Origin of the sequence: Helicobacter sp. (genome assembly GCF_022770205.1) — a bacterium.
In the GTDB taxonomy this organism is placed as follows: Bacteria; Campylobacterota; Campylobacteria; order Campylobacterales; family Helicobacteraceae; genus Helicobacter_D.
On sequence record NZ_JALEIK010000003.1, the window covers coordinates 1 to 12,938 of the forward strand.

At 36.6% G+C, this 12,938-nt stretch carries 10 protein-coding genes and 1 pseudogene; 7 read left to right on the plus strand and 4 right to left on the minus strand.

Going from position 1 to position 12,938, the window contains the following annotated elements:
• From MRZ19_RS00540 to purH, 7 genes and pseudogenes are all read left to right on the plus strand, one after another.
• On the plus strand, nt 1–1,779 hold a 1,779-nt coding region (locus MRZ19_RS00540), incomplete at its 5' end, for an autotransporter outer membrane beta-barrel domain-containing protein (RefSeq protein ID WP_291029270.1).
• A 165-nt stretch (nt 1,780–1,944) separates the two neighbouring features.
• The gene (gene serB, locus MRZ19_RS00545; protein WP_291029272.1) at nt 1,945–2,568 is read left to right on the plus strand and encodes a phosphoserine phosphatase SerB; all 624 of its coding nucleotides are present in this window, start codon (nt 1,945–1,947) and stop codon (nt 2,566–2,568) included.
• Nucleotides 2,569–2,577: 9 nt separating this feature from the next.
• Nucleotides 2,578–3,576 (plus strand): transaldolase, encoded by a 999-nt coding sequence (locus MRZ19_RS00550; RefSeq protein ID WP_291029274.1) that lies wholly within the window; start codon nt 2,578–2,580, stop codon nt 3,574–3,576.
• 70 nt (nt 3,577–3,646) lie between these two features.
• Complete coding sequence (locus tag MRZ19_RS00555; RefSeq protein WP_291029276.1) at nt 3,647–4,183, plus strand: 50S ribosomal protein L25/general stress protein Ctc; 537 nt, start codon at nt 3,647–3,649, stop codon at nt 4,181–4,183.
• Between the two features lie 13 nt (nt 4,184–4,196).
• A pseudogene (gene pth, locus MRZ19_RS00560) lies at nt 4,197–4,700 on the plus strand (aminoacyl-tRNA hydrolase); the annotation flags it as partial.
• Nucleotides 4,701–4,912: 212 nt separating this feature from the next.
• The gene (locus tag MRZ19_RS00565; protein WP_291029278.1) at nt 4,913–5,986 is read left to right on the plus strand and encodes an LptF/LptG family permease; all 1,074 of its coding nucleotides are present in this window, start codon (nt 4,913–4,915) and stop codon (nt 5,984–5,986) included.
• A 9-nt stretch (nt 5,987–5,995) separates the two neighbouring features.
• Nucleotides 5,996–7,528: a bifunctional phosphoribosylaminoimidazolecarboxamide formyltransferase/IMP cyclohydrolase gene (gene purH / locus MRZ19_RS00570; RefSeq protein ID WP_291029347.1), complete on the plus strand. Its 1,533-nt coding sequence runs from the start codon at nt 5,996–5,998 to the stop codon at nt 7,526–7,528.
• 8 nt (nt 7,529–7,536) lie between these two features.
• Here purH and rpoD read toward each other — a convergent pair whose 3' ends face one another.
• From rpoD to MRZ19_RS00590, 4 genes are all read right to left on the minus strand, one after another.
• The gene (rpoD, locus tag MRZ19_RS00575) at nt 7,537–9,396 is read right to left on the minus strand and encodes an RNA polymerase sigma factor RpoD (protein WP_291029281.1); all 1,860 of its coding nucleotides are present in this window, start codon (nt 9,394–9,396) and stop codon (nt 7,537–7,539) included.
• A gap of 107 nt (nt 9,397–9,503) precedes the next feature.
• On the minus strand, nt 9,504–10,286 hold the full coding sequence (locus MRZ19_RS00580; protein ID WP_291029283.1) for a carbon-nitrogen hydrolase family protein: 783 nt from the start codon (nt 10,284–10,286) through the stop codon (nt 9,504–9,506).
• Nucleotides 10,287–10,490, minus strand: coding sequence for an exodeoxyribonuclease VII small subunit (gene xseB, locus MRZ19_RS00585; protein WP_291029286.1), 204 nt, complete (start codon nt 10,488–10,490; stop codon nt 10,287–10,289).
• Nucleotides 10,491–10,499: 9 nt separating this feature from the next.
• On the minus strand, nt 10,500–12,896 hold the full coding sequence (locus tag MRZ19_RS00590) for a flagellar functional protein (protein ID WP_291029287.1): 2,397 nt from the start codon (nt 12,894–12,896) through the stop codon (nt 10,500–10,502).
• Between the last annotated feature and the right edge of the window lie 42 nt (nt 12,897–12,938).

Here is a 12,938-nt window from a genome sequence, read left to right on the forward strand (position 1 = left end):
ATTTCAAATAGCATAAGTGTGGCTCTAAGCCGTGTTTTATTAAGTGTAGGAGTGGCTTCAACAATCTGTGTAGCCCAAACCCTAGCCGACACTCAAGATTCTCAACAAGACGCATCGCAACAGTCGGCAAGCCAAATGCCTGACAATCAAGTCTCCGAAAGCGACGCTTCAAGCAATGCGGCATCAACAACCACATCTTCATCTGATGGAAAGCAAATGAGTGGAGGTGACGATTCTTCTGACAAAGGAGGTAGAAACTCTGAAAGTGGGGGAATGGATAGTGACTCAAGTGGAAGTGGTGATATGTCAAGTGATAATTCAGGTGGGGGAACAGGTGAAACAGACACAGCAAGTGGCACTGACACAGGAATGAACGACGGCGCAAGTGATGGAAAGAGTGATAGCAGTGATTCTAGTGATTCTGACGAAAAAAACTACAAAAATGAAGATGAAGAAAATGGCGAAGAAAATGGCGAAAATGAAGATGAAGAAAATGGCGAAGAAAATGGCGAAAATGAAGATGGAGAAAAAGGTGATAATGATAAACAAGCTCAGCAACCCACAGCAACCCCTGAAACCCCTGCTCCTGCAACCCCAACTCCACCAAGCATAGATACAGCACTTGAAAATGCGAAAAAAGAGTTATCTCCACAGCTTCAAAGCATTTTCACCCTAGCTACTCAAATTAACGATTCCAACTTAGACGCGCAAACTAAGCAAGCCTTAAGCAACTTAAAGCAAGACCCTAAAAAGCTTGTAGATTTCATACAATCTGTTGAAAAAGTAGCCAAATCACAGACTAACACAGTCACACGCTCTAGTGCTAACACAGCGATGAATGTGTCTAATGAAGTTTCAATCACCGCAAGAAATACGCAATACTCCAATCCTTACGCCATCGCAAAGCTAGAAGGTGCTAAATTTGCAGCATTAGATTCTGATGTGAATTTTGATTATTATGGAATCAATAATTCTATCCATAGTGTGTGGGCAAACACTTTTGGCGGAGCAAGCATTATTGATAGCAACAATGGCTCTTTATATGGTCTTAGCATAGGCTTTGATCAAAAAGCTACCGATGCTTTATTGCTAGGAGTTTATGGGACTTATTCTAATTCTACAATCAAAGATACAGACACGAAAAATAAATCCAATAATTTCCAATTAGGGCTTTACACCACTTATCAATTTGCTTCCAATTTAGAATTTAACGCAAAAGTTTATGGGCAGGTTTCTAAAACAGATTTCAGCAGCACGCTAACCACAGGAATCGTAAATGCAGACTATACGCAAAGATTTTTTGGCTTAAGTGGAAATGTAGGAAAAATCCTTAATCCTTCAGCAGGATTCTATTTTAAACCTTTTGTGGGGCTAAATTATGCTTATGGATACACTCCAAGCTACACAGAAAAAGGGATTTTAGCAAAACAAGTGCATAGCATTTCAAGCAACACTCTCTCTTTAGATTTAGGTGCTGAGTTTAGAAACTACATTAATGCAAATTCTTATTTCTTTATCACTCCAAAAATTGAGCAATATCTCACAAATAATGGCGATGATTATGTTGCAAACTTCATCGGCGCAAATTCCACATTTAGCATTAAGAGTGCGAACAAAAAGAAAACTTATGCGCAAGTGCTTGTAGGTGGAAATATGAATCTTAGCAACTCTGTGAGTGTTAATGTGGGATTTGGTATAAAGCATCTTTTAAGAGGACAAATGGATTCTAAAGATGAAACCTATCTTAGCGGTAATGTTGGGCTAAAATATAAATTTTAATCCTTAAAGCTTTAAACTTCATAAAACTTTTTAATCTCCCTGCCCCTTTCGGGGCGTCTCTTTAAAATCTTAAAAAAATATTTTAGAAATCATTTACTTTTTTATATTAGATTTGTTTTACAATAAAAATGTATAATGCTTACTTTTTGAAATAAAAGGATTTCCTTGAAACTTGCTATCTTTGATTTTGATTCCACCTTAATGGACGGAGAAACCATTGACATTTTAGCAAAAGCTTATGGTAGTGCAGATGCTGTAAGTGCTATCACAAAAGAAGCAATGGGAGGCAAAATGGATTTTCATCAAAGTTTAAAACTGCGCGTTGCAACGCTCAAAGGAATGCCGCTATCAAAAGTCCAAGAGATTTGTAACAACCTAACATACAACAATGGAGCAAAAGAGCTAATTTGCGAGCTAAAGGCTAGAAATTACAGAGTTGTTGTTTTTAGCGGTGGGTTTGATGAAGCTTTGAGTGCGGGGCAAAAGGCACTAGGCTACCATATCCATTTTAGTAACACTCTCCACCACAAAGATGGAATCCTAACGGGCGAAGTGGGCGGCGAGATGATGTTTGACTACTCCAAAGGAAGAATGATGCAAAAAATCCAAACACTTCTTAATGCAACTTATGAAAACACCATTGCCATAGGCGATGGCGCAAATGACATTTCAATGTTTAAATGCGCTAAAAAGAAAGTGGCATTTTGCGCAAAACCAATCCTTAAAGCAGCTGCAAACATTATCATCAATGAAAAAAACTTAATGCAAATTGTGCAACATTTAGACTAAGGAGATTTTATGCAGGAAAATCTTTCATTTTCACTTTGGTGTGATTTTATTGAACGCAACTTTTTAGAAAACGACTTTACAAAAATGGTGCAAGAGGGAATCATCAAAGGCGCAACAAGCAATCCAACAATTTTTCAACAAGCCCTATTAAATGAAAGCTACCAAGCGCAAAAAGATTCCTTAAAAGATTTGGATAAAAAAAGTATCTATGAAGCCCTTGTAAAAACCGATATTCAAAGGGCAGCAGAGATTTTAAAACCCCTTTATGATAGCAATCCAAATGATGGTTACATTAGCATTGAAGTAGATCCTAACTTATGCGACAACACTAAGGCAACGACAGAGGAAGGAATCCGCCTATTTAACGCCATTGATTATCCTAATGTGATGATTAAAATCCCCGCTACAAAAGCCGGTTTTGGCGCAATGGAAGAGCTAATTACACACGGAATCTCTGTAAATGCTACACTCGTATTTAACAAAGCCCAAGTTGTTGGCTGTATGGAAGCCTTTAAAAAGGGTTATGAAAAGCTTAAGCAAACAAGCAAAAAAGAGCTAAAAGACTTGCCGCGCGCAGTGGTTAGCATCTTTGTCTCGCGCTTTGACCGCAAATGCGATTCCATTTTAAAAGAACACGGAATCGCAACTGCAACACTTGGTATTAAAAATGCGCAATATCTCTACCATATTCTAAATGGCTATGGGCTTGCAGGTGTACGCGCACTCTTTGCAAGCACAGGAGTTAAAGATAATGATTTAGATCCGGCATATTATATTAAAGAACTCTATCACCCTTATGCAATCAACACTGCTCCACTCTCTGCAATCTCAGCATTTAACAGCGATGAAGCTAGTGAAGCATACTTACCAAGCATTGAAGAACTAGAAGAATTTTTACAAAGCATAAATGATGCAGGCATCAATTTGGATTCCATATCCTATGCGTTGCTAGAACAAGGACTGAATGATTTTAAAGTAGCGTTTTCTAAAATTTTAGAGAGTTTATAAACAACTTTAAACATAGTTTTTACAAAAAGTGCTATAATGGCGGCTTTTATTTTAATTTTAAGGACAACAAATGTTAAGTGGAATAATTAGAGAGAGTATTTCAAAGGCAGACACAAAAGCCTTAAGAAAAAATGGTTATCTAATTGCTAATATCTATGGAAAAGGCAAGGAAAACCTCCATTGCGCATTTAAACGCAATGATTTCATCAGAGAAGTGAAGAAAAAAACAGACTTAATCTTTGAAGTAGAAGTTGGCACACAAAAATATCCTGTCGTCATCCAAGAATACCAAAAAGACCCCATTACTAGCGAAATTATCCATGTGGATTTAATGCTAGCACAGACAGGGATTGAAGCAAAATATTCTGTGAAAGTTCGCACGATTGGCACGCCAAAAGGGCTTAAAAATAAGGGTGTTTTAATGCTATCTAAAAAGCGCATTAAGGTTAAAGCAGCACCTGAGAATCTCCCAAAAGATTATGAAATCAATGTAAGCGATTTAGATGTTGGTGATGTTGTGCTCGTGCGTGATTTACCTGCATTTGATGGTGTAAAAATCGTTGAACGCAATGATGTTGCAATTGTTGGTGTGATTAAATCGCGCTAATGCCTAATGTTCAATGTTTCTTATAATAGGCTTAGGAAATCCAGGAGAAAAATACCAAAACAACCGCCACAATATCGGCTTTAGGGTGGTTGACTCCCTAATCCAAAACCTAAATGCTACTAAACAGAGCGCAAAAGACTTCCAAGGAGAGCTTTATAAAAGCTCTCAAATCCTGCTTTTAAAGCCCACTACCTTTATGAATCTCTCAGGAAAATCTGCGCAAAGCGTGCTTAACTTCTATAAAATCACAGATTTTTTAACCATACACGATGATTTAGATTTGCCTTTTGGAGCGATAAAATTTAAATTTAAAGGAAGCAGTGGCGGACACAATGGCTTAAAGTCAATTGATACACTCTGTGGAAGCGACTTTTATAGAATCCGGTATGGAATCGGCAAACCCACCATAAAAGCACAAGCGATAGATTGGGTTTTACAAGACTTTAGCGCAGAAGAAGAAGCGCATAATCAAGGCTTAATCACACACTCAGCAAACGCCGCTTTAGAGATTGTTAAGCTTAAATTAAGTAATAATCTTACTAGCGATAGTTTTGTGCGTGAAATTTCTAGCAAATGGACGCTTACGCCAAAAATGGATTCCAACTTTTTACCTTCTAAAAGCCCATCCACAAACAGCACTTCATCAAAAAGCCCTTGTCAAAAAAATATTTCCCCACAAAAACTAGCCCCAAAAGCCCCATCTCAAAAAAGCCCTTTAAAAGAAGCACGATGAAACTCTTTTTCCGCTACATTAGCTTTTTGTATTTGAAGTATTTTTTCTATCTTTTTATCTCTTTAGAATGCTTTTTTGTTGCCATTGATTTAGTCAAATTCCTTGATAATCTCCCAAGCTCAGCGAATCTTTTTATTCTTTTACTAGCTTATGATTTTATGTATGCTTCACAATTTGTTTTACCCCTATCTTTAATCCTTGCGCAAATTGCACTCCTAATAAACCTCCTTAAAAGCGCGCAATTCACAGCATTTTTAACGCTTGGTTATTCAAGATTTAAAATTTTTATTCCGATTTTTTTATTAAGCTTTTTGATTACCATTATTTTCATTGCTCTTAACTCCACCCCTTTTGTTTATGCAAAAGAGCGTGTAGATTTAATGATTAACCAAGGTTTTGTTGGGAATTTCAAAAGTGATTTATTTTTAAAATACAATAATAACTACATTTATTTTAAAAAAATTTACCCCCTATTACAAAGCGCAGAAGGTGTTGTAGTCTATGAATTTGACAATACAAACAATGTATTAACTCACATTGTAGAATCCCAAAAAGCACAATTTAATGGACAAGATTGGATTTTAGAAAATGCAACAATCACAACATTGCAAAACACTTTAGAGCTTGGTAAAAATCCCCTAAAAATCCAAAAAGAAAGTGTTTATAAAACTTTGCGCGACTTTAAACCAAAAATCTTGGAAAATATTTATGAAAAGCAAGGCAGCATTTCAATTCTTGATGCCTTTGAAGCTCTCATACTTTTAAAAGCACAAAATGCAAACACGCAAAAGGTGCGTGCAGCACTTTATAACCTACTCTTTTTTCCCTTTTTTGCACCCTTAATTATGGTTTGTCTTGCTGTTTTTATTCCAAATTCTAACCGCTACGCCAATTTTAGCCTAATGACTTTGGGAATGATTTTAGGCGTGCTAATTACTTGGGGAATCTTTTTTAGCTTCTCAAAATTATCCATTAGTGGTTTTTTGCAACCAGAATTTAGCGTGATAATGCCAATATTTGCATTATTTTTAGCCAGTAGCTTTTGCTTATACAAAATCTTAAAAACATAAGGAGTTATGATGACAGCATTATTAAGCGTGAGTGATAAAAGCGGAATTATAGAGTTTGCAAGGGGGCTAATTTCTCTAGGATACACGATTTTATCCACAGGTGGCACACTCAAAACACTAGAGCAAAAAGGAATCCAAGCACAAGAAGTCAGCCAATACACACAAAGTCCAGAAATGTTTGAAGGGCGCGTGAAAACTTTACATCCAAAAATCCACGGCGGAATCCTACACCGCCGCGATAACAGCGAAGATTTAAAAATTGCCAAAGAATATGGAATCGCAGACATTAACTTAGTGTGCGTGAATCTCTATCCCTTTAAGGATACCATAGAGCGCACCGATGATTTTGATGCAATCCTTGAAAACATTGATATAGGCGGTCCTTCTATGGTGCGTGCTGCGGCAAAAAACTTCTCTTCTGTGCTAATTGTTACAAATCCTAGCGATTATGCAAAGGTTTTAGAAAACTTACAAAATAACCAAAACACTCTAAAATTCCGCCAACAAATGATGATAAAAGCATTTGAACACACCGCAAGCTATGATTGTATGATTGCAAACTATATGAACCAACGCTTTAATGGTGGCTTTGGGGAAGCACATTTTATCAGTGGAAAGCTTGTATCCCCCACACGCTACGGCGAAAACCCCCATCAAAAGGGCGCGCATTATGAGTTTGAAAACTTCTACTCTAGCACCTTTAAAACCCTAAAGGGTGAAGCAAGTTTTAACAACTTAACAGATATTAATAGTGCTGTAAAAATTGCATCAAGCTTTGGAGAAGCCCCTTGTGTTTGCATTATAAAACACGGCAATCCTTGTGGATTTGCACTAAAAAGTAATGCCTTAGATTCCTATAAAGAAGCGTTGAAATGTGATAGCGTATCCGCCTTTGGTGGCGTTGTGGCGGTAAATGCGCCAGTGGATCTTGCTCTAGCGCAAGAGATTAATAAAATCTTTATTGAAGTGCTTGTAGCCCCTGAAATTACACAAGAAGCGTTGAAGGAATTTGAAACTAAAAAGAAAATTAAGCTCTTTATCTGTGGTGGAAAAACGCTAAAATTCCCAAAAGACGCCCAAGACTTTAAGCATATTGAAGGAGGGTTTGTCTTGCAAGATTCTGATTGTGTGGAGAGAGATGAAGTCAAGGGCGCAAAATGCGTCAGCAAAAAGCAAGCTATAAAAACGCAAATGCGAGATTTAGAAATCGCTTACAAAATTGCAGCACTTGTCAAATCAAATTGTGTTGTGTATGTTAAAGATTCTACAATGGTTGCCATTGGTATGGGAATGACAAGCCGTGTAGATGCCACAAAAGCAGCCATTAGAAAGGCGCAAGAGATGGGACTAGATTTAAGCGGTTGCGTGCTAGCAAGTGAAGCGTTTTTTCCCTTTAAAGACAGCATTGAAGAAGCGCATAAAGTTGGCGTTAGTGCTGTGATTGAACCTGGTGGCAGCATAAGAGATGATGAGGTAATTGAATGTGCAAATACAAATGGAATCGCATTGTATTTTAGTGGAAAACGCCACTTTTTACACTAAAAGAGCTTTTAGTCCTCAATGTAGTTCTTAAGCTTTCTGCCCACCTTTGGGTGCTTAAGCTTTTTTATAGCACTAGATTCTATTTGTCTAACCCTTTCTCTTGTAACATTAAGCTCTTTTCCAATTTCCTCTAGTGTTCTATCCGATTCATCATCCAATAAACCAAAGCGCATACGAATCACTGCTTTTTCTCTTTCATTAAGTTGATCTAAGACATCATCAATTTGCCCTTTTAAATCCTCTTTTAAAATGTGCTCCATCGGTCCAATAGAGCTTTTATCCTCCACAAAATCTCCAAACTTACCATCCTCTCCATTTCCAATAGGGGCTTCAAGGCTAATGGGCTCTTTTGTAATCTTAATCACATTTTTTACTTTATCAACAGGAAGTCCAACTTCTTCTGCAATCTTTTCTAAATCAGGCTCTTTGCCTTCCTCTTGTAAAAATTTGCGCATAATTTTATTGATACGATTAATGGTTTCAATCATATGGATTGGAATCCTAATTGTGCGTGCTTGATCAGCAATTGCTCTAGAAATTGCCTGTCTTATCCACCAAGTTGCATAGGTTGAAAAGCGATACCCCTTTTTATATTCAAACTTATCTACCGCCTTCATTAACCCAATATTGCCTTCTTGAATCAAATCTAAAAAAGGCAATCCACGATTCGTGTAACGCTTTGCAATACTTACCACAAGCCTTAAATTAGATTTTGCCATTTTTGTTTTAGCTTTATCAGCAATGTCTTTTCCTCGCTTGATTTGTTCTAAGATTTGCTTAAGCTTTTCAGGCTCTAAATCAAAACTTCCTTCACTTGCTGCCTTTGTTTGAAAGAGCTTTTTAATCTCCATATAGGTAGATACCATTGTTGCTTCTGGCACAGAAGCTGTAATCTCCGCTTTAGTCATCTCTGTAATATTATCCAAAACCTTTTTATGGTTTGCAAGCAGCATATCATTAAAAAGCGGTAAGCGATATTCCAAGCGTTTCAATTCTTTATCAAAGCCTTCATCGCTTTTAATAGTATTTTCCATTGCCTTCACAAGCTCATTAATCAACTTACTTGTAGGACCTAAATCTAAAAGCTTTTCTTTTAGAAATTGTTTTTTATGCGCTAGGGTTAATAAATATAGCATATCTTTAGAATTTTCATCACCCTTTTCTTGTTCCCAAGTTTTCAACCAATCTTTTTTTGCTTTTTCTAAGGCTTTAAAACTTACAAGGACTTTTTCCACTCTTTTTTGATCCTTTTTAGAGATAGGTTTTTTAGATTCTTCACTCTCTTCTCCCTCTCGCTCCTCCTCTTCCTCATTATCCTCACTCTCTTCTTCCTTACCCTCCTCTTCATCATCAAAACTTTTAAAAAGCTCCTTAACCCTTCTCTCTCTATTAATGAGAGCTTCTTTATAATCTAAAATAAAATCAATCAAATAAGGCACAGAACAAATGGCATCTAAGATAATATTTTCCCCAAGCTCTATGTTCTTACTAAGTTCTATTTCTTCATCTCTTGTCAAAAGCGGAATCTGCCCCATTTCTCTTAAATACATTCTCACAGGGCTATCACTTCTACTCCATTCTAAAAGCTCTCTTTCTTTCATAAAATCAAATTCATCTTCTAGCTCTTCATCTAAAAGACGCTTTTTATCTTCTTTAATTTTTCTAGCCTCATCTTGGTTTAGAATCTTTGCAACTTCAGAAGCTGACATCAATTGCTTCTTATATTTCTTTGCGAGCTCACACACTTTTTTTGCTTGCGCTGGTGTTGGGAGCTTTCCTAAGACTTGTGCGACTTTTTCATAAGAAACATATTTAGTAGCATTTTGAAACAATTCATCAAGTTGTTGATTAATAGTTTTTGCAGACATTTAGAAACTCCAAAAGTTTTAGAATCTAATTAAATTATTTTTAAGATAATGAAAAGTTCCGCATTATAACGAAACTTATTAAAAGTAGGGTTAATATTTGATGAAAGCTAACGAAACCGCCAACAATCTTTAATCTCTTTTAAATATTTTTTATCCACCTCTACAATTAATAACTCTTCCCTATCGCCTAGACAATCAATAATTTCACCATTAGGAGAAACAAATAAAGAATCTCCGTAAAAATTCCATAAAGTTTGTGTTGGAGAGTCTTGATATTGTCCTATACGATTTGCGCGCAAAATATAACAACTATTCAAAAAAGCACGCATTTTGATAATACTTCTCCAACGCAACGAAGAATCAAAAGTAGAAGCAGTGGGCAATAAGACGCAATCCACGCCTTCAGCTTTTAATTTAAGCCAAAAATCATCAAAATGCAATTCATATCCAAAAACTGCTGCAAATTTAAATCCCCCTACATTAAAAATTGGGGGAGTTTTAGGATGTTTTGGAAGTGTATTTGCAAAAAACTTCTCTTCATTCCAATGCGCATAAGGCATTAATTTTTGCGCACGATAACTCAAAGCCTTCCCCTTATTTACAATAAAAATCGTTTTATAAATCTTATCCCTTATCACCTCAAAGACAGGTGCTACCATTACAATATTATATTGTGCAGACAACTTCAAAATCCCATCAGTTTCCCTTTTGATTCTCTCTAGCGCATCTATCTTCTTTCCTCTTCCCATCTCCAAATCTTTAAAAAAGGGATTAAGCAAATACTCACCAAATAAAATCACCCTTACCTTTGCATCCACAGCAGTTTTAATATAAGATTCTATTGCATCTTGCGTGCGAGAATTTGAAAGTTGTAATGCAGAAATTTTCATTTAAGATTCCTTTGTGTATTGCATTTTTAATGTTTCACATTGCACTTGTGCATTTTCTAACAACTTTTGCGCTTTTTGAAGATTCTCCATTCCGCTCTTATACAATTCCAAACTCTCATTTAATCCAATATTTTCATCTCCTAGCTTCTCTAAGCATTCCGTAGCATTTTCTAAATATTCTTCAAAATTCAATGTCTGCTCCATTTTTGCTCCCTACTGCACATTTTCTAATAATTTTTTTGCATCAATACATAAATTTTTCCACGGGGATTCCGCATTTAAAGCCTCACATTTCCCATAGGATTCAACTGCCATATTTTTATCACCCAACTTATCGTATAAATACCCTTCTAAATAATAAATTTGAATCTTTTCTGTTTCTTTATTTGCATACAACTCTGCCCTTTTTAATAAGTCTAAAGACTCTCTAAACCTCCCTTCACGATTGAGTGCTTCTACCACTCCAAGCTCTACCCAAGGAGAATATTCATAGCGTCCGTGCATTTCTTGCAAATCCATTAAAGACTTTGCATACAATTGAATCGCTGTATCATCTTTACGCACTAGCGCATCTTGTAGCATCACGCGATACACTTCAATCATTTTATTGCTATTTTTTAGGCTTTCTTCTAAGCGTGGTAATAATTTAAAAGCTTCTTCCTGATTGCCCTGCTTGATTTGAGACATAAAAAGAACCCAAGCACTATCATTATGCTTTGGATCACTTAATAAGTTTAAAGTATCACGCGCAGCAAGGGAAGCTTTTGGATAGTTTTGAGAAGAATACTCAACCCACGCCAAACGATAAAGCCATTCCTCCTTTTGTTTTGGTGTAGTCGCTTGCATAGACTTCTCCTTAGCAATTTCTAATGCAGGAATAAATTGTCTATTTGCATACAAACAATCAAAGAGCTTTAAAAATTCATCATCTTGCAAGGCAAGTTTAATTCCATACAGACTTCCATAATATGCAGCCTCTTTGCAATCCTCAGCCGCTAAGGCTTCTCTAATCAACATACTCACTGCATTAATAAGCACAGGCATATCCTCTCCAAGCACACTATTAAGCTCTTCTCTCATTGCAAATACACGCAAATAATCACCTAAATCATAATAAGTCTGCGCCTTTTTCTCTAGCGCAATCCCCTCTTCCTCTTTGCCTTTATAATTTGCAATCACATAATCATAATGCTCCAAACGCTTTGCTGCATCGCTTTCCTTATCATTTAACAATAATGCGTCATCTAAAGCCTTAACTTCTTTACGCTCAGCCTCACTATCGCTTTCTTTTAAAAACAACTGATAATATGCGTGTGCCTTTTGCAAATCCCCAGCTTTATCAAACCACATTGCCATATCCTTTAGCATCGGCAAGTATAAAGGAACTGCTTTATCCTCAAAAGTGTTAAACATCACCTCCAACACTTTTGCAGGTGTTTCATAAATCCCAAACTCTGCCCAAGACTGCATCATTGTATAATATTTTGGTATGTCCTGTAAGAAAAAATTAGGATTTGCCTGCAATGTATCGCTAAGATGCTTTTCTGCCCTCTTTTTCTCTCCACCTTTACGATAATAATCCCCTAAAAGCACAGAAGCAAGAGAAGCCACCTCCAAATCCTTTGCTTCATTAAGCACAGATTCATACATTTCAAGAACAACTCTGCGATCTCCACGCGCATATAAATGATCCCCATAATCAAGTCTTGCTAAAAGCTCATATTTATCACCCTTGTATTCGTTAAACAAGCGATCGTAATAATACTTTGCCTCTTCAAAAAACTTCATTCCCGCATAAGTTTTTGCCATAATAAATAAGACTTGTGGCACGTGAATATCCGTAGGATACGCTCCAAGCCAAGCCTTACCAAGCGCAATAATCTCTTCATAATTCTCTGCATTACGCATCCCATCAAGAGCCACTAATCGCAAATACAGAACATCTCGTTTAAAAATTGTTTCAGGATAGATTCCAAGCATTTCATCAATAGTGCTTAACGCCTCCGCATAAGAATGACGCTCCACAAAAGACTGCACATTTAAGAAATAATCCTTATCCCTTCCTACTTGATCATCCATAGGACGCATCTGCGCATCAAGCACACCAATGCTTGGAACTTCATTAAAACTCATTGGAAAATTGATTCCATAGCTTGGCTTATCATTTAAAAATGGAATCTCTCCCTCATAGCCTAAAATCTGCCAACGCTTAGATTGAGAATTATTCTCTACAGGAATGCGCTGATTACTCACTAAATCAAACTCTGTATTATAAAGCTTCATTTTTTTACCAGCTTTTGGAATAATCCTTATACTAAAACCCTCTGCTGCATCCCTTAATACATCAGGCACAATTGAAAAAAATAAAGTCTCGCTACGCTGAAATCGTGAAAGCAAAGGTGCTTTAAAACTACAAACAACAGCACTCACTTCAGAGTTTCTATTAAACTCCTCATAGCATTCAAAAGGTTTTTCATCGCGCAAATTCAACACTGCAAAATCACGCCCCGACTCTCTCCCACTATCCACATAGAATTCAAGAGCAAAAGCCTCCACCAACAGCATTGCTAAAAATGTTAAAAAATATCTAAAACGCTTAAAATCCGCCAACTATTTTCCTAAACTTTAATCTTTCCATTATACTTTCTTTTG